The sequence below is a fragment of the Edaphobacter sp. genome (assembly GCF_035532915.1).
Classification (GTDB): domain Bacteria; phylum Acidobacteriota; class Terriglobia; order Terriglobales; family Acidobacteriaceae; genus Edaphobacter.
This window is the reverse complement of record NZ_DATKQC010000060.1, coordinates 1-21,271: the sequence shown is the minus strand read 5'-3', so window position 1 is coordinate 21,271 and position 21,271 is coordinate 1. Positions and strand designations below refer to the sequence as shown.

Genomic DNA, 21,271 nt, shown 5'->3' with positions numbered 1-21,271 from the left:
GCGACAGTCACACCGCCCAGCGCATAGACCGGTGTAGAACCCGCAGCGAGGCAAGCCGTACGCAGCCCCTCAAGACCTGTCCCCGCCGCAACCATCTCCCCGGCGACCGTCTTATGAAAGACCGGCGCAAACAGAATCAGGTCTGCCTCGTTTCGGGCCATTTCCACCTCCGCCAGCGTGTGGCAGGAGACAGAGACGACGGGCGTCAGCAGGTTGGCGGCGGCGTAAACCTCCCGCACCTGCGCCGGGGTAATCTCTCCGCTCGCCGAGGTCAGATGAACCCCGTGAGCGTGGGCGGCAATGGCAATGTCGAGCCGCGAGTTGATCAGCAGCCGGGTGGACGTGTTGCCGAGCGCCCCAAGAATCTGCCGCGCCAGGGCAACCAGTGTCGCCGGGGACAGGTCTTTTTCGCGCAACTGGATGTAATCCACCCCTTCGGCGACCCACAGGGAAGCTTGACGGACCAGCTTCGGGAGCCGGTATTCGCCCGGTTCCTCGTTGGAGGGGAACAGCGAGCGGTCGGTGATGGCGTAGCGGCGCACGCTGTAAGTGTATGGGATCGGGAGGCTTTCGATGCTATACCGCCATGGGGCAGGCGTAACATGATGGTGTTGCTGTGATAGGTTAGGAATTGGCGCGTTTTTTGAAAAAAATCGGCCTTGTGCTGTGCGATTACAGGCCGCTAACCGGACGATGGATTACCCCGCGGCGTGAATTTTCATCATCGCTGAGTAAGCTGAGGTAAGGAAATTGTCGATGAGTCATTGCATATGAGTAGTGTTTACGATCTGATCGTGATTGGTTCCGGCCCCGCCGGGCAGAGGGCGGCCATCTATGCGTCCAAGCTGGGCAAGAAGGTCGCTCTGGTGGAGATGCGCGAGATGGTGGGCGGGGCCTGCATCAACACAGGCACGATCCCGTCGAAGACCATGCGCGAGGCCGTGCTTCACCTCTCCGGCTACAACTACAAGTCCATCTATGGCATGAACTACCGGGTCAAGGAACGCATTACCATGGCGGACCTCGCCTTCCGCGTCCAGCACGTCATCAAGACCGAAGTGGACGTGACCGAGGCGCAGCTCTCCCGCAACAACATCGAGATGCTGGTCGGTGTCGCCAGCTTTGAAGACGCGACCCACGTAAAAGTCACCAACTCGCGCGGTTCGACCGTATACGAGACCAAGAACGTTCTGATCGCGACCGGCACCAAGCCGGCCTGTTCGGCCCGTGTGCCGATCAACGGTCACAGCATCATCAACAGCGACCTTGTGCTCGAGATGGTCAACCTGCCCAAGACCTTGATCGTGGTGGGCGGCGGCGTCATCGGGGTGGAGTACACCTGCATGTTCGCGGCGCTCGGCGTGCGCGTCACCTTGATCGAGCGCAGGCCGCGACTGCTCGAGTTCGCCGATCAGGAGATCGTCGAGGCCCTGAGCTACCATCTGCGCGACTCCCGCGTGACCATGCGCCTCAACGAAGAGGTGGAGTCGGTCGAAGAGATGCCGGACGGCACCGTCGTCGCCAATCTCGAGAGCAAGAAGAAGGTGCAGGGCGACGCGCTGCTCTACGCCGTCGGGCGGCAGGGCAATGTGGACGAGCTCAATCTGGCCGCCGTCGGGGTAGAGGCTGACTCCCGCGGCAGAATTCCGGTGGACAAGGACTTCAGGACCAAGGTTCCGACTATCTTTGCCGGAGGCGACGTCATCGGATTTCCGTCGCTGGCCTCGGTCTCGATGGAGCAGGGGCGGATTGCAGCGGCGCGGGCCTTCGGCGACGAACAGGTGCTGTCGAACCCGGGGCTTTATCCCTATGGCATCTACACCATTCCCGAGATCAGCTTTATCGGCAAGACCGAAGAGCAGTTGACGGAAGAGGACGTTCCCTACGAGGTGGGCGTGGCTTACTACCGCGAGATTGCGCGTGGGCAAATTCGCGGCGACACGACCGGGCGGCTGAAGATCATCTTTCACCGGATGACGCATTCGATTCTTGGAGTACACATCATCGGCGAAGGTGCCAGCGAGCTGCTGCACATCGGTCAGGCGGTGATGGCGCTGGGCGGAAAGCTGGAGTATTTCGTGGATACGGTCTTCAACTATCCAACTCTTGCTGAATGTTATAAAGTTGCAGCTTTCAACGGGTTGAATCGCGTTAGCAAGTTTGAGTAGCCGCGGCGCGGCGCCTGCGGCACAGCGGAACAAGCAAGGCGGAACAAGCATGGCGAAGTATGTTGGCGTAAAGGTATCGAAGCAGATGTCGACCGGGCTGGTGGTCGACCATAAGCTGGTGGGAGAGCTGCATCGGTTTCCCGAGCAGGAGGACGACAGCTATGCGCTGGTGGAGATGCCGACCGAAGGTCTGGTCAGAACCATCTGCGAGCAGGTCGTGCTTGCCGTCGATGGCACCAGGGACATCTCTGCCGTGGGCGTTGCTTTACCAGGTCTGATCAAGAACGGTGTGGTGGAAGAGTCTCCGAATCTGCCCCAGCTGAAGGGCGCGCGCATCGAGGAGCTGCTGCGGACACAGTTGCGGACCCATGACCTCGACGTCGCGGTAACGGCTGTGAACGACGCCGATGCCATGGCCGCCGGGCTGGCCTCGGCGCATGGCAAGCTCGACAGCACCATCCGCGTATGGTCGCTGGGCGTCGGCATCGGATACGGACGCTATCCCTTTATGCCGGGAGTCTGGGAGGGCGGCCATACGGTCGTGACCCTCGACGAGAAAGAGCACTTCTGCGGCTGCGGCGGACGAGGCCACATGGAAGGCATCATGGGACACCGGGCGATGCGGCTGCGTTTTCTCGATCTGGAGCCGGAAGAGGTCTTCGAGGCCGCGAAGAACGGCGACCCGCGCTGCATGGAGTTCAAGCGGATGTGGCACAAGGCGCTCGCTGCGGCGACGGCTACGTCGATCCACATGTCAGGGCCTGGACGCGTCTTTTTGACCGGGTTCAACGTGCGCTTTCTCGACATGGCGATGCTGCGCGACTACACCCAGCAGATGGTCAAGATGAGCCCGCTGCAGGGCTACTCGTTCGAGATTGTGGAAGACAAGCCGGGAATACGGGTGATCGGGGCAGCGATCTCAGCGGAGCAGGCTCTCGAGCGCTAATTTGCCTCATTAGATCGACATATTTTGGTGTAACCGGTAAATGGAGCTTTCTCCGGTTACTTATGCGACTCTGTAACCGGCAACTCGCATTTTTACCGGTTACTTCTGGCATCGAGGGCAGAAGTGGGTGCTTCGTCCTCCGACAACGATGCGCTCGATGGGAGTCTTGCAGACGCGACAGGGTTCGCCTGTGCGGCTATAGACGTTGTGATGAAGCTGAAAAAATCCTGCAATTCCCTCCGCATCAACATAATCAGAAACCGACGATCCACCCAACTTAATGGCATGTTTCAGCACATCGATTAAAGCGGTACGAAGGCGTCCCAACTCCGCATGCGTGAGCCGTCCAGCCTGTCGGCGCGGGCGGATTCCGGCGCGGAACAGGCTCTCGTCCGCGTAGATATTGCCGACTCCGTGCAGCAGCGACTGGTTCAGCAGCGCAGCCTTGATGGGCGTCTTGCGATGGCGAAAGAGCGCGATGAAGTCTTCGAGCGAGATGGTCAGCGGCTCCTGCCCCGGCCCTTCATAGGTTGCGTCGGCGATGGATAGCCGCCCGAAGCGTCGCGGATCGACGAAGCGCACCTCGCGTCCGCCGCTAAGCGTAAGGATGGCGTGGGTATGCGCCGGGACCGGGACCGCGGGGTCGGAGACGAGTAGCCGCCCGGTCATGCCGAGGTGGATGAGGAACTGCGCGGGCTTGCGGTTGCGCGTGACGTCCATGACGATGGTCTTGCCGACGCGATGGACTCGCTCGATGCGGCTGTTGGTGAGGGCTTCTGCGATCTGGTCGGGCGGCGATTTGAAGGTCTGCGGCTTGTTGCTGGTCCAGACGGAGTGGATGGTCTGGCCGTGGGTACGGTCATGGACCCCGTTCGCTACGGTCTCTACTTCGGGAAGCTCAGGCATTGTTTTTGCAGTATAGGAGAGATGGCGAATGAAGGTTTTTAATGAATTTAGTGGCCGGTGGGCTGGAAGATGGGCAGCAGGCTCGAGTAGTCGTCGGTCCATGCGCTGAGACCGGGGACGGCCGTGATGGGTGCGGCGATTAGGGCGACCTCCGGCAGCATGAAGAAGGTTGGGCTGGCGGTAACGAGGACCCAGGTGGAGCGGAACTCGCCACGTGCGTCTACGGTTGCGGTGTCGAAGAGGCGGGATTGCATGTGGATGGAGGCGGCCAGCTGAGCTACCTCGGGGGCGAGGTTGAGGTATTGGTTGGAGACGTGGAAGGCGAGGATGCCGTTGGGCGCGAGATGCTTCTGGTAGAGCCGGAGGGCTTCGGTGGTGAGCAGATGCAGGGGGATGGCGTCGCCGGAGAAGGCGTCGAGCACAAGCACGTCGAAATGCTGCGGAGTTTCTTGCGCGAGTGAGGTGCGGGCGTCGCCTTCGGTGACGGTGATGGCGGCGGGGGAGTCGCGCAGGTAGGTGAAGAGGTTGCGGGCGATGGGCTCGACGTGGGGGTTGATCTCATAGAAGCGGATGCGGTCGCCCATATTGCCATAGGCCGCGATGGTTCCGGTTCCCAGGCCGACTACGCCTATGTTGCGGGCGCGGCCAGCGCAGCAGTTGGCGAGCGCGAGGCCGATGCCCGAGTCCTTGGCATAGTAGGTGGTCGGGATGCGGGTGAAGCCGGGGCTGAAGATCTGGTTGCCGTGCTGGATGGTTCCGTTGAGCAGCGAGCGCAGAGGCTGGCCTTCGCGGGTGACGGACGCCTTGACGCGCAGGCTGCCGTAGAAGTTACGGGTCTCGAGCAGGGTTTGCTGCTTGTAGGCGGCGTGCAGTGCGAAGTTGAGGAAGAGGACTAAAACGCTGGCAGTGGCCCAGAGCAGGCGCTGTCCCCAGCCGTCGGGCCAGGCGACGGCGAGGGCGAGCAGAGCGGTGACGAGGAAGGTGATGGAGAGGTCGTAGTTGGCCGCGAAGATGAGCGGGCTGGCGATGCCGATGAAGAAGGTTCCGGTGACTCCGCCGGCGGCTACGAGGAGATAGAAGAGCGTGGTTTCGGACGGTCGGCGGGGACGAAGTGCGTACGCTTCCGCATGGCAGAAGAGGCACGCGATGAAGCACTCGAAGAGGAAGAAGAGGATGGCGAGGCCGATGGGGATGCTGGTATCCATCTTGGAGATGGCGTAGCCGAGGCTGGCCAGCATGACCACCATGAGCCGGACGACGATGCTGCGGCGGTAGAAGCGGGGGAACTCGAAGGCGAGGATAAAGGTGATGAGGTAGACGGCGAGCGGGAGGATCCAGAGCAGGGGAATGGCGGCGATGTTGCTGGTGATGTGGCTGGTGACGGCGCTTAGTTGCATGGCGGCGGCCATGGGCAGGAGGAACCAGAGCCATCTGGTTGCGGAGGATGTTGAGGGAGCGAGGGTGTCGGGAGATTCTTGCGGTGTGGCTTGCGTTGTTGCGGGTACCTGTCTGGAGAGGATGGCGCAGAGGACTGCGTAGACCATGAATCCGACGGCCCAGAGAGAGCGTTGCAGCTTAAGGGTGAGGTGAGGCTCGACCAGCGTGGGATAGGCGACGAGGGCGAGGAGGGAGCCGACGTTTGAGAGGGCGAAGAGACGGTAAGGGACGTGGCCTCCCTGTTTGCGGAAGAGCCAGATCTGCAGCAGCGGGCTGGTGGAACCGAGCAGAAGGAAGGGAAGGCCGATGGTCAGCGTAAGCGCGAAAAAGATGGTGGCGACAGGATGTTCGGAGCCCCGGCTGAGGTTGGGGCGGATGAATTTTTGCGCTGCCAGAAGAGCGATGGCTATTGCCAGCAGAGCGAAGTAAAGCAGCCGCAAACCGCGGTTAAAGGGACGGCGGGTGAGCCAGTGCGCGTAGAGGTAGCCGAGCAGAAGGGTGAGTTGGAAGAAGACCAGGCAGGTGAGCCAGACCGCCGAGGAGCCTCCGAGCGCGGGGAGGAGCTGCTTTGCCGCCATGGGCTCGACCAGAAAGAGCAGGAAGGCCGAGAGGAAGATCGCGAATCCGTAGAGCGAGCGCGTTGAGGGCATAGGGATGGGCGATCCGGAAGACGTGCCAGTCTACCGGATGAGTCGCTGTTCGACAATCTCAAGATCTTTCTCGGGGAAAGCGATGAGTTGTTCTTCAACCGAAACTCGATCTCGTCCGACACGGCGGTGTCGATTCGGACGCTTGCCGCCAATCTACTACGGTTCACACGTGGTTGGAGGCGGCTGCAGCATGACCGGACCCTTTCATCGCCGATGAATATCTCTGGGGTCGTGTCGACGTTCGATTTCGAGGGACGAGATACTTTGCTTCGGGAATCGCCGAGTCTCCGCTAGAGTTGCGGCGTTATCTGGCTGAGGCAGCAAAGATGTTGCTCGCTGAACCTCGGTTCCTTGACGTGCTTCCTGGATTCGTCTTGGATAACGAGCGGGGCCCGCTCATACAAGAACGGCTTGCTGAGCTTGCACGGCAAGGATAAAAGTTACCGATCTCACCAACGCAATCGTTAAGGATGTTGCAGACATTTAGCCAGGAAATTATTATCGCTCGGACCGCCAAATGAGCCCCCAACTGCATCCAGCTGCTGTCTCATCCTGTACTTCAAAGTAGCAACAGTGCTGTCCTGATGCTCCGAGGTAAAGTCTGCTTACTTTTTCGTTTGAAAATCGAAGCTCTTGCATGAGATCTCCTCGGGTAAACCCCAGGGGATTAGCTTCTGCGGTAACTTTTACTATTGAGTGATTATACTTGGCTTTTCGGCACGAGAGGTCCTGAGATACAGTTCTGTATGCAGGTTCCGAGGTTCTTGCGCTGTTGAGTGTGCGATGAAAGATAGGGCGTAACTTGACAACGAAATCGCGTGTGACCAAACCCGCTTCCCCTGTTCAAGCAAATCTCCCGGCACAAAACGTTGTCGCGAAGAACGACTTTTTCCCGGTGGTGGTCATTGGCGCTTCGGCAGGCGGGCTGGAAGCGTACACCGATTTTTTCCATACGTTACCGGTGGAGATGGGCATGGCGTTCGTGCTGGTGCAGCACCTGGATCCGACACACCAGAGCCTGCTGCCTGAAATTATTGCAAAATCCACCAAGATGCCGGTGGAGACGGTCAGGGCAGGCGTCACGCTGCGGCCCAACCGCGTGTATGTAATTCCTCATGACGCGCTGATGGAGATCGCGGACGGGGCGTTTAAGCTGACACCGCGGGCCCGGAAGCCGGGGCAGCATTTAGCGATTAATTTCTTCATGCGTTCGCTGGCAGAAGCCTGGGGAAGCCGTGCTATCGGCATTGTTCTTTCGGGGACCGGCGCGGACGGGACGCTGGGGCTGGAGAGTATCAAGTCGGAAGGCGGAATCACCTTCGTCCAGGAGCCGGCATCGGCGAAGTTTGACGGGATGCCGCGCAGCGCGATCGAATCTGGTTGCGCGGACTTCGTTCTGGAGCCAGGCGAGATTGCGAAGGAGTTGCGGCGCATCCAGCTTCATCCGTATGTCCGCCGGGAGCATTCCGGCAAGGACGCGGTCTGGGCCGGATCCGAGGCCATTCCGGTGCGCCCGGAAGAGTTCACTACTATCCTCGACCAACTGAGACGGGGAAGCGGGGTTGATTTCAGCCAGTACCGGCCGAATACGATTCATCGCCGGGCGATGCGGAGGATGGTGATTCTGAAGCTGGAATCGCTGGGCGACTACGGGAAGTACATGAAGGAAAATCCGGAGGAGTGCCAGAATCTGTATGACGACGTTCTGATCCCGGTGACCAGCTTCTTCCGCGACTTGGAAACATTCGAGGCGTTGAAGACGCATGTGTATCCCGCGATCCTGAAGGACAAGGGGAACAAGGGGACTATCCGGATGTGGGCGCCAGGCTGCTCGACAGGCGAGGAGACCTACTCTCTGGCGATGACGTTGCTGGAGTTCCTGGGAGATCGGGCAGCGAGCTACTAGGTGCAGATCTTCGGGACGGACCTGAACGAGAAAGGGATCCAAAAGGCGCGCGCGGGTGTGTATCGGGAGAGTATCGCGGATGAGATATCGGCGGAGCGCATGGAGCGTTTCTTCGTGAAGGTGGAAGAGGGATACCGGGTGAACAAGGCGGTGCGGGACATGTGCGTGTTCGCACGGCAGAACCTTGCGAGCGACCCGCCGTTTTCGCAGATGAATGTGGTGGCCTGCCGCAACCTGCTGATCTACATCCAGCCAGTGTTACAGAAGAAGATTATTGCAATCCTGCATTATGCGCTAAAGCCTTCGGGGTTTCTGATCCTAGGGAGTTCGGAGAGCGTCTCCGGCTTTCCGGACCTATTCTCCACGCTGGACAAGAAGCAGAAGATTTATGCGAAGAAAGCGATCGCTTCGCGGCTGCACTATGATTTTTCGCAACTCTACTATCCACCCTCAAGCAAGCTGGAGATACCCAGCGGGACGCTGACGCCCCAGGGTGCGCCGAAGATCGAGTTGGATGTGGAGGCGGAAGCGGACCGATTAGTGCTCAAGAGCCATTCTCCGGTTGGGGTGGTGATCAACAGCGCGATGGAGGTTGTGCAGTTCCGGGGCCGTACGACGCCCTACCTGGAGGCTGGGTCAGGCAAGCCGAGCCTGAATGTACTGAAGCTGGCGCAGCATGGCCTGTCGTTGGAGCTGCGTATGCTGATTAGCGCCGCAGAGAAAAAAAGTGTGCCCGTCCGGAAAGACGGAGTTCTCTTTGAGGGCGACGGCGTGAAGCGGATGCTGAACCTGTCGGTATCGCCGCTGGGGGAGAAAAGGGATGGGAAGAAGGGACGTGGCGAGAACCGTTCTTATCTCATCCTGTTTGAGGATGTTACCTCACGAGGGACTTCCGTTATCGACGAGGCGCCGCAGGGCAACGCAAAAAGCGGCGCGGGGAACAAAGGGGAGACCAAGCGGCTGATGGAAGAGTTGGCGGCCACGCAGGACACTCTGCGCTCCGCTATGGAGTCAGAAGACTCTTTGAAGGAAGAGTTCCAATCGGCGAATGAGGAGATCCTTTCGGCGAACGAGGAGTTGCAAAGCAGCAATGAGGAGTTGGAGACCTCAAAAGAAGAGTTGCAGTCCGCGAATGAGGAGTTGAACACGCTGAACGCCGAGCTTCGCTTCAAAAACACGGAACTCCACGATTTGAACAACGATATATCGAATTTGCTGAACAGCACGCGGATTCCGGTGGTGATGCTGGACCGGCGGTTGCGAATACGGCGACTGACTCCAGCAGCGGACAAGCTGCTCAAGGTGGTGCCGTCGGATATTGGGCGGTCGGTCGCGGATATTCGACTGAATATCCAGCCAATGGACCTTGAATCCAGCGGCCTGGAACCGATGATCGCGAAGGTACTGGAGAGCCTTCAACCAACGGAGCGCGATGTGCGGGACATGGAAGGGCACTGGCATTCGCTGAACATATTGCCCTACCAGACACAGGACAACAAGATCGATGGGGTTGTGCTGGCGCTGCAGGACATTGACGCGATCAAAATAGCGAGCGAGCAGCTAAGTAGGTCTGCCGAGTTTTTCCGCGGTGTGATGGACACGGTGCGGGAGCCGCTGCTGGTCCTGGACGCAGACCTGAAGATCAACGCTGCGAACGAGTCCTTTTACGACACGTTCAAGGTTTCGCCCGAGCAGACAGTTAATCAAGACTTGTTTGAGGTTGGGGCCGGACAATGGGACATACCCAAGCTACGCAGACTGCTTGAGGAAAGCTTACCCAAAGGCCAGGTGGTCACCGATTTCGAGGTAGAGCACGACTTCGAGGGAATCGGCCGTAGAACGATGCTGCTGAATGCCCGAAGACTTGCGCAAGCAGACAAGCGTAAGCCGATGATCCTGCTCGCCATCGAGGATGTCACCGAGCGCAAACAGGCAGAGGCGATATTGCGCGAAAGCGAAGAACGCTTCCGCACCTTGTTCGACTTGGATCCTATAGCCGTCTATTACTGTGATGCCTCGGGAGTCATTGAGAACTTCAACCGTCACGCCGCAGAACTGTGGGGCCGCACACCGGCGCATGGCGATACTGACGAGCACTTTTGCGGTTCGTTCAAGTTGTTCCGCCAGGACGGTAGTTTTATGCCCCACGAGGACTGCCCGATGGCTGAGGTGATAAGCGGCAAAATACAGGAGGCGCGTGACCAGGAAGTGCTCATTGAGCGGCCCGATGGTTCGCGGATCACCGTCGTCGTGAATATCCGTCCATTTAAAAACCAGCGCGGAGAAATTACGGGAGCAATCAATTGTTTTTACGACATTACCGAGCGCAAAATGGCACAAGCGGCTCTGATCAAGTCGGAGAAGTTGGCTGCAGCGGGGCGGCTGGCAGCCACGCTGGCGCATGAGATCAACAATCCGCTGCAAGCTGTGACGAACCTGATGATGATATTGCGGCACTCGCCGACGGTGGGAGTGCAGGATCAGGCGTACGTGGCGATTGCGGAGGAGGAACTTGGCCGGGTAGGGTATCTGACGCAACAATCTTTAGGCTTTTACCGGGAAGCAATTTTACCCACGGGGTTGGACGTGAATGAGGTGATTGGGAACGTCCTGGACCTATACGCCAACCGCATCAAAGCAAAACAGATTACGGCAACGAAGCGATATCTTCAGGATGAGGCAATCATCAATAGCTTTCCCGGCGAGATTCGGCAAGTATTCTCGACGCTGCTGATAAACGCGATGGAAGCCGTACCTATGGGCGGCACCATCGCCATCCGGGTCCGCAAATCGCACCATTGGGAAAACCGGGCAATCCCCGGGACCCGCGGAGTGCGCATCGTGATCGCGGACAATGGCGTCGGAATTCCAGCACACAACACCGCTCGCCTCTTCGAACCATTCTTCACCACCAAGGGGGAGAACGGGACAGGGCTTGGCCTGTGGGTTGCACAAAGCATTCTAAGTCGGCTTGGCGGGTCAATCCGCATGCGAAGCAGTGTGCGCGCGGGCAAGTGTGGCACTTATTTTTCGATTTTTCTCCCCCTCCAATTGCCCAATAAGCCTAAGCTTGCTGCGCCTGAGTCAGATCCCGTGCGGCTTGCTATCGGCGATCCCGGTATGCTGACTAGCTAGTCATATTCATCAGTGAGCGAAGGTATAGAGCGTCAACTCGAATCGCCTTTCCTCACCTTCACCATTCGGGATGCTGCTTGGTCGCGTGTCCGACGTGCGGCGCGGCGCCGGGTGTGTGGTGCTGGCAGGGTGAGCCCACCGCGAATGGCAAGCGGGTTCTGATCCGCTGCAAGCCGGAGATTGATCGTTGAGGGCGCGTAGCCACGTTGCTCCAAAGCGATGCGATAGCGAGTCACTACCGTTTTATTGAACGCGAGCCTTGGTTCGGAGCAGTACCATTCGACGAAGTCGCGAATGGCATGTTCGTATGACCGTCTTGAGTTCAAGGATGGAAGGGTATTGAGGACCGCCGACTTGGAATAGTCGAGGTCGGGAAGTTTCAAGACGTTCTTGGGCTTCTTCGTTCTTTTCGCCATAGTGACGGCCTCCTAGCCGTGGCGAAATAATCTCCGAACGCGATCAGTCCTCATAAGTCGGCTTGTGGGAAGTTGGGGTTACTTCCGATTGATGGGGTATTTGGAGGTTGGTCATGCCTATTTTCTGGGCTGAGGGTGGCTTGGCGCGGGACACGATATGATGGAAGGGAAGCGCTGCTTTTTGCGATGTGCTTCTTTCCGGCCAAACCAATCCTTGGAGAACAGAGTCCTCGTGAGTCAACGCAAATCAGCGGTTATTTTGGGTGCCCAGTGGGGCGATGAAGGCAAAGGCAAGATCGTCGATGTGCTGTCGGAGAAGTTTTCCGTCGTGGCACGGTATGCGGGCGGCCATAATGCCGGGCACACGGTCATCATCAAGGGCAAGAAGTTTGTGCTGCAACTGATCCCCTGCGGGGTGCTGCGGCCGGAGTGCAAGGGCGTGATCGGCAATGGCGTCGTCTTCGATCCGACGGCGTTTTTGAACGAGGTGAAGAAGCTGAAGGACGCCGGTCTGAAGGTGGATGGTCAGCTCTTTGTCTCGAACCGGGCACAGGTGATTCTGCCTTACCACCGCATGATCGAGCTGGCGGCCGAGACGGCTCCGGGGCGGACGAAGATCGGGACGACTCGGCGCGGCATTGGCCCCGCGTATGAGGACAAGGTCCATCGCAATGGGCTGCGGGTCGTCGATCTGCTGAACCCGGCGCTGCTGCGGACGCACATCAAGAACGCCTGCGACGAGAAGAACACGATTGCGCATGCGCTGTTCGGGACGGAGCCGCTGGACCCCAAAGGGATGTATGAGGAGTATTCACGGCTGGCCGAGCAGGTCGCTCCGTTTGTGACAGACACGGCGGTGATGCTCAACCATGCGATTAAGAATGGCGAGAAGGTGATGTTCGAAGGAGCGCAGGGAGCCCTGCTCGATATCGATCATGGGACCTATCCGTTTGTAACTTCGTCGTCGGCGACCTCCGGCGGTGCGGTGACGGGCACGGGAGTCGGGCCTACGCTGATCGGCACCGTGATCGGTGTGACCAAGGCTTATGTGACGCGCGTGGGCGAGGGGCCGTTCCCGACGGAGATTCATGACAGCTCTGCCGATCTGCTGCGCGCTCGCGGGCAGGAGTACGGTGCGGTGACGGGCCGTCCGCGGCGCTGCGGCTGGCTGGACCTGCCGCTGCTGCGCTACAGCAACATGATTAATGGCACGGAGTGGCTAGTCGTCACCAAGATGGACGTGATGGACGAGTGCGACGAGATTCCGGTGTGCACGGGCTACAAGATCGACGGCAAGCTGACAGACGTGATTCCTGCGGACATGCGTGGTTTTGAGGCGATTGAGCCGGTGTACACGACGCTGAAGGGCTGGAAGGCTTCGACTGAGGGAATTACGGAGTTCGACAAGCTGCCGAAACTGGCGCAGGATTATCTGCACTTCATCGAGAAGGAGTCGGGCGCGAAGATCGGCATGGTTTCGACCGGGCCGGATCGTGACCAGACCATGACGATTGCAGGGTTTGACGAAGCACTGAAGTCCTAGGAGCCAGGTATGTTGAGCTTTACGGTACGAATGACGTTTGCGCCCGAGGAGCATTCCGAGATTACCGAGATGCTGCGGCATCTGACGGCGGCTTCGCGGCAGGAGCCGGGATGCGTCAGCTATATCGCCCACTTTCTTGAGGGCGATCTGGGCACGGTGCTGATCTATGAACAGTATGCGGATGAGGCGGCACTCGAACACCACCGCGCCACGCCGCACTTTCACCAGTACGCGATTGGCGGGCTTTACCAGAGGATGCGCGAGCGGCAGGTCGAGAACCTGACCGCCGTCTGCTAGATCGCCGGGCAGATATAACAGTTGCAAGCGTGACGGATGCTCCCCTGCGGGGGAGCATTTTTGTCGCAGGGGGCTTGCGCTAAGAGGTGAGGCCGCAACGCTATAATCAGGTCTCGTTGAAATCTCTCATGACCTCTCTCTCGATTTCGTAGCCCTCTGTGCGGTCTGCTTGTCGCGCCGTTCCTGTTGTTTTCTCCTTCGGCGCATGGTCAGGAGCAAGGCAATGCCCAGGCCATGCAGTTGATGCAGCAGGGCAAGATCGCTGAGGCTGAGAGGTACTTTTCGCAGGCGACGGTTGCGGCACTTCAGTTTGCCGAGGGCTTTCTGGCCCTAGGGCTGGTGCAGTTGCGCGAGGGCAAACCGGATGCTGCGGAGGCGTCGCTGGCTAAGGCGATTGCGCTGAATCCAGAGCTGCAGGGTGCGCACATGTTTCTGGGGATCGCGAAGTACCAGATGCGCGAGGTGGACGAGACGGCGGCGAATTTACGGGAGGAGCTTCGGCTTCAGCCCCAGAACGTAGAGGCGTTGACGTGGCTGGGCATTGTGGAGCTGGGTGCGGGAGATGCGGACAAGGCGGCTCCGCCGCTCGATGAGGCGGTGGAACTTTCTCCAAAAGATGCGAATCTGCTTTATCTGCGGGCGCGAGCGCACAGCCTGATCGCGCAGGAGTCGTATCAGGCTTTGTACCAGCTGGACCCTGACTCCTGGTGTTGAGAGCCTCATCACTCCTACATGGAATCAATTGCTTACCCCGAGGAATATGTCGATACGCCCTGGAGAAACCTCCCGGAGCGTTGCAGGAGTCTAACTCCTGTAGCGCTCGGCAATTGTCAGGATGCGCTCTGGAAGATTGCGGGGAAGAGTATGAATTCTAAGGAATTCGGGGTATATGAAGGATGTGACGAAAGTTATTTTGACTCTTGCCTTGAAGCGGTCTACCATCCGGTACGCATTATGACGTTACGTGGTCAACCAATTCGTCGCGGTTTAATAATGGCTCTGGCTGGGCTCGCGGTCATCTCCGTTGGGGTGGCGGGCCAGCAAGCGTTGGCTGTTCCTGCGTTGCACGAGAAGAAGCACGACGCGAAAGGGCAGGTGGAGGCCCTGGAGGAGCAGTGGCGGGTGGCCCAGCTTGCGGGCGACACGGCGACCATGGGCAAGATGCTCTCCGATGACTACGTGGGAATCTCGATGACGGGCGAAATCGACACTAAGGCGCAACAACTGAGCAGGGTGACCGATCGCCGGATGATCCTGACCAAGATCGAGCTTAGCGATATGAAGGTAAAGCTGGTGGGAGCCGTCGCCGTTGTGACCTCGCAGGCGCAGGTCGAGGGGACCAACGACGGGATTTCGATGCAGGGCACCTATCGCTATACGAGGATTTATCGTCATCTGCCGACGGGGCAATGGAAAATTACCAGCTTTGAAGCGACGCGGGAACATCATCATCGGCATCACGCCGATGGAGAGACTGTGGACGGGGCGGCTCCGCCGGTTGCTGCGCAGCCGTGAAGTAAAGGCAAGAACAAAGGCAAAAGGCGAAATACAGGGGTCTCTCCGCTTCGTTTGCACCTCAACGAGCAAGCTCGTCGGGGACCCCGCACTTGCGGTCGAGATGACATAGCTTGTGAGGCTGTTTTTTTAGGCCTTGAAAGAAGAAAGGCCCTGCCACGGGGCAGGGCCTTGATGCTTCAGGGCTTGTCGTTCAAGCTATCTTCGAATCGATGATCAGGGTTATTTCAGCGTGTGCCTGAATACGCCTGAGAGAACCGGGGAGATTGAGCGCCAGCAGGCGGCGATAAAGGGAACGGGTACAGCCAGTGAGCCGCGCGTCTTCCGACTCGTGGGGGAAGAGCGACAGGCATTGCTGGGTCGAGAGTGCGGACTTACGCCTTTGGCCGTTGATGAGATAGGGACGCGATTGAGGAGTGAAGCTTCCGCGATGCTGGTTGGTCATCGCAGAATCCGTCCTCAAAGAGGCAGGGGAGGTAGTGAGAATGGACATAGGTGCCCTCGAATGGCGAAGGTTTTCGCCGTCGTATAGAGGGTTTGATGATTACTTTGGTGCGGAAGTTGTACTTGGTTTACTTGTGGAAAAGGCCTCGCGGAGCTTTGCCCAGGTTACGTCCAGTGTCTCGGGGAGGACGCGGGTCTCGGCGACGACGGTCATGAAGTTGGTGTCTCCGCTCCATCGCGGAAGGGCGTGGAGATGGATGTGGTTGGCGACGCCGGCGCCGGCGGATTCCCCAAGATTCATGCCGAGGTTGAGGCCGTCGGGGCGGTAGACCTGACGGAGGCAGCGTTCGATGAGCTGTGCGAGCAGGATCATCTCCTGCGCGGGTTCGGGCGGAAGCACGGCGAGCGAGTCAACGTGCAGGTAGGGCAGGATGAGGACATGGCCGGTGGCGTAGGGGTAGGCGTTGAGGCAGACAAAGCAGTTAGGGCCGCGATGGAGGATGTGGGCGGCTTTCTCGGCGGCTTCCTGCGGCATGCCGTGGGCGATGGCGTAGTCGGTGGCGGCGATCATGTTGCAGAAGACGCAGTGCTTGTCTTCGGCGGCGGGCCAGCCGGAGAGCGCGGGAGGGACGCCGGTGCGGGCTTGCTCGTCGGCCCGGGTGATGTAGTTGTAGCGCCAGGGAGTCCAGAGACGATCCATGGGGTGAGTATAAGGGTGGGACGGCTAGAACCGGAACTTCAGAGTTGCTAACTCTAGTGAGATAAGTTTTGGACTTTGCAGACAAGCGTTCGGGAAGAATAGGCTTTTAGGATGGCCGAGAAGATTCTGAAGTTTTACGAAGCACTCGCTGACCATTACCACCTTATCTTCGATGATTGGAACGGCGCTATTGAGCGCCAAGCCAAGGTTTTAGGTGTTCTTTTGGCATCTCAAACCTCTGTATATCCTTTGAAGGTTCTGGATTGCGCGTGCGGGATTGGGACTCAGGCGATCGGGTTTGCGGCGATGGGGCATCATGTCGTCGCCTCGGACCTGAGTCCGGCTGAAGTCAAACGGGCACAGTACGAGGCTCAATGCCGCTCTCTGAGAATTTCCTTCTATGTTTCAGATATGACATCGCTCATGGAGGTCCCCGAGAACGAGTTTGATGTCGTAGCTGCCTTGGACAACGCACTGCCGCATTTGACTATTGCTCAGCTGGGCAAAGCGGCGGGCGCGATAGCCTCAAAGCTCAAACCAAAAGGGCTTTTCATTGCAAGTATCCGCGACTACGACAAACTCATCCTCCAAAAGCCGACGATTCAAGAACCGGCGTTCTTTGGCACGCATGAGAATCGGCGCATTGTCCATCAGATATGGGACTGGATCGACGACACCAGATATGTCGTGCACCTGTACATTACGGCCAAATCAGACCGGGAATGGGTGACGCATCACTTTGTTTCGGAATATCGATGTGTGCTGCGGGATGAGCTTTCAGGCGTTCTGAGGAATGCTGGATTCGGAGAGATCGAGTGGCTTATGCCCGCTGAAGGTGGCTTTTACCAACCTCTGCTCCTGGCACGACTGCCAGGCTAGAGAGTGTTTGTGAAGTTACGTCTTCGTGAATTTGCTCAAAAGTATCCAAAACTGCCGGCTCTGAGTCTGTAGTTGGTTGACGTATGGGGCTCAAAGTTCTATGCTTTTAGGTGAGCCACTGCGTGTGGGACCCAAGTGCAGCCGCTCCTCTGCTAGATGTAGTTCATTCCTACCTGCCGAAGCTGTCTCGGGGGATTTAGAACCAACCAGCGTCCTCCTCGGATTCTGATTGCTCCCGCAACAAGCGCCGCCCGCGATGGAATGGATCCTTGGATCCCGGAGTCCGCATTCATCATGGTAGACGACCATAATCCTGAACACACCGAGAGCAAACCCCTGACCACCGAACTGGAAATCCTAGCGCCCGAAGCGACAGCGGATCACGCCGACCTGTCTTCCGAATCCACCCCAACCCAACAGCATGAGTCCGCCCCCGAAACTGCTGTCCATGACGCCGCCCCGAGCAATGAAGCCTCTGCTCACGAGAGCGCGGAATCTGGCCGCGTTGCAATAGTTACGGCTGCCGCAGGCGAAGAGTCCGCTGATGACGATTTGAACTACGATGCCGCGGACTTTGCGGCAGCGCTGGCGAGTTTTGACCGCGAGCAGGCCGCCGATGCCGCCGCCGCCCAGAATTTGACCGCCGAAGAGGTCATCGTCACCGGAACCGTCCTCAAGATTACGGACAAGCATGTGGTTGTCGATATCGGGCTCAAGTCTGAGGGCCTGATTCCACTGGCCCAGGTGCTGGACATCCATGGCGAACCGAAGTTCCAGGTTGGCGACACCGTTGAGGTTGTGGTTGAGCGTGAAGAGGCTGAAGGCGGCTATCTCGTCAGCTACGAGAAGGCGTTGCGCCATAAGGTCTGGGACAAGCTGGAGCAGGCCGCGAACGAGAAGACCCCCGTCAAGGGCATGGTCCTCAGCCGCGTCAAGGGCGGTCTGACCGTCGACATCGGCATCAAGGCGTTTCTGCCGGGCTCGCAGGTCGAGGTTCGCCCCGTCCGCAATCTCGACGGCTACATCGGCACCGAGATCGAAGTCCGCGTTATCAAGCTGAACAAGAAGCGCGGCAATGTCGTCATCAGCCGCAAGGAACTGCTCGAAGAAGACCAGAATGCCAAGAAGTCGGTTACGTTGGCGACTCTGGAAGAGGGCAGCGTTCTGACCGGTACGGTCAAGAACCTGACCGACTACGGCGCGTTCGTGGATATGGGCGGCCTCGATGGCCTGCTGCACATCACCGACATGAGCTGGGGCCGGTTGACGCACCCGCGCGACCTGGTGAACGTCGGCGACGAGATCCAGGTAAAGGTGCTGAAGTTCGACAAGGACAAGCAGCGGGTTTCGCTGGGCTTCAAGCAGTTGACGCCTGACCCGTGGCTGGACGCGATCGAGCGCTACCCGATTGGGGCGCAGGTTCGCGGCCGCGTGCTTTCGGTGACCGACTACGGCGCGTTTGTCGAGTTGGAACAGGGCATCGAAGGACTGGTACATGTGTCCGAGATGACCTGGTCGAAGCGGATGAAGCATCCGTCGAAGATGGTGAAGCCGGGCGACGAGGTAGACACGATCATTCTGAGCGTTAACCCGAACGACCGCCGCATCTCCTTGGGCATGAAGCAGTTGCAGGACAATCCCTGGGAGCAGTTGGAGGACAAGTATCCGACCGGCGCCATCATCGAGGGCCGCGTTCGCAACCTGACCGACTTCGGCGCGTTCATCGAGATCGAAGATGGCATCGATGGCCTGGTGCATGTCTCGAACCTGAGCTGGACCAAGCGCATCAAGCATCCTTCCGAGGTCCTGAAGAAGGGCGAGAAGGTGAAGGCGATCGTTCTGGGCGTTGAGCCCGAGAACCGCCGCCTGTCGCTTGGCGTCAAGCAGCTTCAGCCGGATGTGTGGGATACGTTCTTCGCGCAGCACCGCATTGGCGACGTTATCAAGGGCAAGATTCTGCGCACCGCGCAGTTTGGCGCCTTCGTTGAGATTGCTGAAGGAGTCGAGGGCTTGTGCCACGTCTCCGAGGCGGTCGATGCGAACCACCAGCCGGTGGCGATGGATGTTGACTCGGAGCACGAGTTCAAGATCGTCAAGATGAACCAGGAAGAGAAGAAGGTCGGTCTCAGCATTCGGGCAGTCGGCGAAGAAGCCAGCCGCGCCGAGGTGGAGAGCTACAAGGAGCGTGAGAAGTCGCCGAAGGGCAACAACTCGGGTTCGTCTTCGTCCTCCTCGTCGAGCAGCAGCACCACGCTGGGCGATCTGATCAACTGGAAGCGGTCTGAGCGCGAGTAAGCTCAGTCGCAGCAAGGAAATAGAAGGGCCGTTCCGAGTGGGCGGCCCTTTTACTTTTAAGAAGTCTCTGGGTAACTCCGGGTTTTGGCAGGCGACTTTTAGCCTTGCAACACAACTTCCGGGTTGCTGACGATCCACGCGGAACATGAACGAATGGCTCCTTGACGAGCGCATTAGCCTGTTCTCACCATTTCAGAATCCCTGCGCTGGATTCCTCAACGCTAGCTGACTTTCCAGTATTGAGGCCGTGAGCATTTGCCTTCACCTACTTCCTGATCAATCCCATCTGCTTTGCAATTGCATCATCTACCATCCGAGTTGGAAGCAACCTGGGCAGTGTCCAGTTCTTGAAGCGTTGGGGCACAACTGCGTATCTGGTCTTCGGCTTCGCCGCGGTGAGTGCTACATAGACCGTTTTGGCAAGTCGCTCCGGGGGCAAACCTCTGCGTCCCTCCTTCACAACATATTTCCGGAAGTTCTCGATCGCTCCCCAATAAGGAGTCGACTTGAACTCGCTCAGGTCCTCTTTTTCGCCTTTGTCATATAGAGCAGTGTTCACCGCGCCAGGCTCAATGATCACCAGATCGATACCGAATAACATCAGTTCGCGCCGGAGTGCCTCTGACATGCCTTCGAGTCCCCACTTCGAGGCGGCGTATGCACCCAGGAGAGGCGGTACGACCTTTGCCACCGTGGAGCTGATATTTACGATACGGCCCATCGGGCCTGTTCTGTTGTTATCTGTGCCAAGCAGCGGAGCGAAGGCTTGCGTCACCATCATAGGGCCGATCATGTTGGCCTCAAGCTGACGTCTGAACTCGCTCGGCCTCAAATGCAAAAGCGGCCCACTGACAACAATTCCGGCATTGTTAACCAGCGCGGCCAGCCTGTTCGAGCCGAGCATGGCTCCTACTTCTTCACTGGCGCGTTGAATGGCATCCGCATCCGTGACATCCATGATGAGAGGAACATAGCGGTCTCCCATTTCTTTCCGAAGACGGTCAGCGTCGGTCTGCTTTCGTACCGAGCCGAAGACACGATACCCGTTCAAGATCAGCAGCCTTGTTGTCTCGAGGCCTATACCGGTTGATACTCCGGTTACGACGACATCCTTAATCTTCGTCACGTCTGCTCCTTCAATAAACAAATGCTGAAGATGTTCACCGCGCATCTTCATGATGTTCAGCGTACACTTTACCCTCGATCGGGTCAAGGTGTACGCTGCTCACATGCCTTTCCCCTCCAAAACAGATAGAGGTGCCATACTCTCGGCTGCCTTGGAGGAGTTGTCGCGCGGGGGCATTCGCAATTTATCTCTTCGGAACATTGCGGCGACTCTCGGCCTTGCACCCAACGCCCTTTATCGCTACTTCTCTGACCGGGCTGCGCTTGAGGCAGCCCTGGCAGATGAATGCGCCCGCAGATTAGAAATGACATTGCGAAAAGCTGCGCATGGCCTCGTTGCAGCGAACGCAATTCGCAGGATGGCTGGCGCCTACCTGCAATTCGCAAGGGACAATCGTAATCTTTATGAAGCCTTTATGAGCTTTCATACTCCTGACCATGCCGGATCGCCTCGCCAGAGCCTCTGGAGCTTTACCGTCGAACAGGTACAGCGCATGACCGGAGAGACGCATGCGAAAGAGGCTGCCGTTGCACTCTGGGCTCTGCTGCATGGAGCAGCGACGTTGGAGGCGGGCCAGGTGCTCGGAGAGAACAAACCGGCCAGCGGTTTTGAGTTTGGGCTGAAGGCCTGGTTTCTTCTGGCCGAGACGCCATTGTCCGCTTCGCGGGCGAAGAAGTCTCTGCGCTAGCCAGCCCTTTGCCTCTTATTGGGAAACGCGCATCTCGTCATCAATTCCGAGCAAAGCACCCTCTCGGTTCTCTACGAGCGCATGATTGCCGATGCAGTGCGCGGGGATAAACCGGCATGAAGCAGGGCATGCAAGAGTCCTACGAGAAAGGAGTAGCGAACGGCTCGGCCCCGAGTTTTGCGTTGCACACCGCGAGGTGTTCGGCGAAGCGTAAACAGGG

17 protein-coding genes and 2 pseudogenes are annotated in these 21,271 nt (G+C 58.5%); 13 read left to right on the top strand and 6 right to left on the bottom strand.

The features are described from left to right. Positions 1–416 (bottom strand): thiamine phosphate synthase (locus VMU57_RS03175; protein WP_325380701.1); only part of this gene is annotated, 416 nt, incomplete at its 3' end. A gap of 354 nt (positions 417–770) precedes the next feature. Here VMU57_RS03175 and sthA point away from each other — a divergent pair. Together sthA and VMU57_RS03165 are read left to right on the top strand one after the other, a co-directional pair. Continuing rightward, positions 771–2,168 carry a Si-specific NAD(P)(+) transhydrogenase gene (sthA, locus tag VMU57_RS03170; RefSeq protein WP_325380699.1) on the top strand — a complete coding sequence of 466 codons (1,398 nt, stop codon included), beginning with the start codon at positions 771–773 and terminating at the stop codon, positions 2,166–2,168. Positions 2,169–2,217: 49 nt separating this feature from the next. Beyond that, positions 2,218–3,114: an ROK family protein gene (locus VMU57_RS03165; RefSeq protein WP_325380697.1), complete on the top strand. Its 897-nt coding sequence runs from the start codon at positions 2,218–2,220 to the stop codon at positions 3,112–3,114. A gap of 99 nt (positions 3,115–3,213) precedes the next feature. Here the strand turns inward: VMU57_RS03165 and mutM are convergent, their stop codons facing one another. After that, the gene (gene mutM, locus VMU57_RS03160) at positions 3,214–4,020 is read right to left on the bottom strand and encodes a bifunctional DNA-formamidopyrimidine glycosylase/DNA-(apurinic or apyrimidinic site) lyase (RefSeq protein WP_325380695.1); all 807 of its coding nucleotides are present in this window, start codon (positions 4,018–4,020) and stop codon (positions 3,214–3,216) included. Positions 4,021–4,067: 47 nt separating this feature from the next. Next, the gene (locus VMU57_RS03155) at positions 4,068–6,107 is read right to left on the bottom strand and encodes a fused MFS/spermidine synthase (protein ID WP_325380693.1); all 2,040 of its coding nucleotides are present in this window, start codon (positions 6,105–6,107) and stop codon (positions 4,068–4,070) included. 820 nt (positions 6,108–6,927) lie between these two features. On the opposite strand from VMU57_RS03155, the pseudogene VMU57_RS03150 reads away from it, so the two are divergent. From VMU57_RS03150 to VMU57_RS03120, 7 genes and pseudogenes are all read left to right on the top strand, one after another. Beyond that, positions 6,928–8,382: pseudogene (locus VMU57_RS03150) on the top strand (chemotaxis protein CheB); the annotation flags it as partial. A gap of 216 nt (positions 8,383–8,598) precedes the next feature. Further along, the gene (locus VMU57_RS03145; RefSeq protein WP_325380705.1) at positions 8,599–11,148 is read left to right on the top strand and encodes a PAS domain-containing protein; all 2,550 of its coding nucleotides are present in this window, start codon (positions 8,599–8,601) and stop codon (positions 11,146–11,148) included. Positions 11,149–11,150: 2 nt separating this feature from the next. After that, positions 11,151–11,339, top strand: a complete 189-nt coding sequence (locus VMU57_RS23245) for a zinc finger domain-containing protein (RefSeq protein WP_422653410.1) — start codon at positions 11,151–11,153, stop codon at positions 11,337–11,339. Between the two features lie 457 nt (positions 11,340–11,796). Continuing rightward, positions 11,797–13,107, top strand: coding sequence for an adenylosuccinate synthase (locus VMU57_RS03135; RefSeq protein WP_325380689.1), 1,311 nt, complete (start codon positions 11,797–11,799; stop codon positions 13,105–13,107). Between the two features lie 9 nt (positions 13,108–13,116). Then, positions 13,117–13,404, top strand: coding sequence for a putative quinol monooxygenase (locus VMU57_RS03130; RefSeq protein WP_325380687.1), 288 nt, complete (start codon positions 13,117–13,119; stop codon positions 13,402–13,404). Between the two features lie 186 nt (positions 13,405–13,590). Further along, complete coding sequence (locus VMU57_RS03125) at positions 13,591–14,118, top strand: tetratricopeptide repeat protein (protein ID WP_325380685.1); 528 nt, start codon at positions 13,591–13,593, stop codon at positions 14,116–14,118. 279 nt (positions 14,119–14,397) lie between these two features. Beyond that, positions 14,398–14,919 (top strand): nuclear transport factor 2 family protein, encoded by a 522-nt coding sequence (locus VMU57_RS03120; protein ID WP_325380683.1) that lies wholly within the window; start codon positions 14,398–14,400, stop codon positions 14,917–14,919. A 193-nt stretch (positions 14,920–15,112) separates the two neighbouring features. Here the strand turns inward: VMU57_RS03120 and VMU57_RS03115 are convergent, their stop codons facing one another. Both VMU57_RS03115 and VMU57_RS03110 read right to left on the bottom strand, forming a co-directional pair. After that, the gene (locus tag VMU57_RS03115; protein WP_325380681.1) at positions 15,113–15,364 is read right to left on the bottom strand and encodes a hypothetical protein; all 252 of its coding nucleotides are present in this window, start codon (positions 15,362–15,364) and stop codon (positions 15,113–15,115) included. 99 nt (positions 15,365–15,463) lie between these two features. Then, positions 15,464–16,063: an HIT domain-containing protein gene (locus VMU57_RS03110; RefSeq protein ID WP_325380679.1), complete on the bottom strand. Its 600-nt coding sequence runs from the start codon at positions 16,061–16,063 to the stop codon at positions 15,464–15,466. 111 nt (positions 16,064–16,174) lie between these two features. On the opposite strand from VMU57_RS03110, the gene VMU57_RS03105 reads away from it, so the two are divergent. Both VMU57_RS03105 and VMU57_RS03100 read left to right on the top strand, forming a co-directional pair. Next, on the top strand, positions 16,175–16,942 hold the full coding sequence (locus VMU57_RS03105; protein WP_325380677.1) for a class I SAM-dependent methyltransferase: 768 nt from the start codon (positions 16,175–16,177) through the stop codon (positions 16,940–16,942). Positions 16,943–17,236: 294 nt separating this feature from the next. After that, positions 17,237–19,237: a 30S ribosomal protein S1 gene (locus VMU57_RS03100; protein ID WP_325380675.1), complete on the top strand. Its 2,001-nt coding sequence runs from the start codon at positions 17,237–17,239 to the stop codon at positions 19,235–19,237. A 265-nt stretch (positions 19,238–19,502) separates the two neighbouring features. On the opposite strand, the gene VMU57_RS03095 is transcribed toward VMU57_RS03100, so the two are convergent. Continuing rightward, positions 19,503–20,363: an SDR family NAD(P)-dependent oxidoreductase gene (locus VMU57_RS03095; RefSeq protein WP_325380673.1), complete on the bottom strand. Its 861-nt coding sequence runs from the start codon at positions 20,361–20,363 to the stop codon at positions 19,503–19,505. A gap of 49 nt (positions 20,364–20,412) precedes the next feature. Here VMU57_RS03095 and VMU57_RS03090 point away from each other — a divergent pair. Continuing rightward, a pseudogene (locus VMU57_RS03090) lies at positions 20,413–20,622 on the top strand (helix-turn-helix domain-containing protein); the annotation flags it as partial. A gap of 45 nt (positions 20,623–20,667) precedes the next feature. Further along, positions 20,668–21,051, top strand: a complete 384-nt coding sequence (locus VMU57_RS03085) for a TetR-like C-terminal domain-containing protein (RefSeq protein ID WP_325380703.1) — start codon at positions 20,668–20,670, stop codon at positions 21,049–21,051. The last annotated feature ends 220 nt before the right edge of the window (positions 21,052–21,271 follow it).

Coding starts and splice junctions, on each gene's coding strand:
- VMU57_RS03145 (WP_325380705.1), top strand. CDS start 8,599: ATGGAGGTTGTGCAGTTCCGGGGCCGTACGACGCCCTACCTGGAGGCT.
- VMU57_RS03105 (WP_325380677.1), top strand. CDS start 16,175: ATGGCCGAGAAGATTCTGAAGTTTTACGAAGCACTCGCTGACCATTAC.
- VMU57_RS03130 (WP_325380687.1), top strand. CDS start 13,117: ATGTTGAGCTTTACGGTACGAATGACGTTTGCGCCCGAGGAGCATTCC.
- VMU57_RS03165 (WP_325380697.1), top strand. CDS start 2,218: ATGGCGAAGTATGTTGGCGTAAAGGTATCGAAGCAGATGTCGACCGGG.
- VMU57_RS03155 (WP_325380693.1), bottom strand. CDS start 6,107: ATGCCCTCAACGCGCTCGCTCTACGGATTCGCGATCTTCCTCTCGGCC.
- sthA (WP_325380699.1), top strand. CDS start 771: ATGAGTAGTGTTTACGATCTGATCGTGATTGGTTCCGGCCCCGCCGGG.
- VMU57_RS03085 (WP_325380703.1), top strand. CDS start 20,668: ATGACATTGCGAAAAGCTGCGCATGGCCTCGTTGCAGCGAACGCAATT.
- mutM (WP_325380695.1), bottom strand. CDS start 4,020: ATGCCTGAGCTTCCCGAAGTAGAGACCGTAGCGAACGGGGTCCATGAC.
- VMU57_RS03100 (WP_325380675.1), top strand. CDS start 17,237: ATGGTAGACGACCATAATCCTGAACACACCGAGAGCAAACCCCTGACC.
- VMU57_RS03110 (WP_325380679.1), bottom strand. CDS start 16,063: ATGGATCGTCTCTGGACTCCCTGGCGCTACAACTACATCACCCGGGCC.
- VMU57_RS03120 (WP_325380683.1), top strand. CDS start 14,398: ATGGCTCTGGCTGGGCTCGCGGTCATCTCCGTTGGGGTGGCGGGCCAG.
- VMU57_RS03115 (WP_325380681.1), bottom strand. CDS start 15,364: ATGACCAACCAGCATCGCGGAAGCTTCACTCCTCAATCGCGTCCCTAT.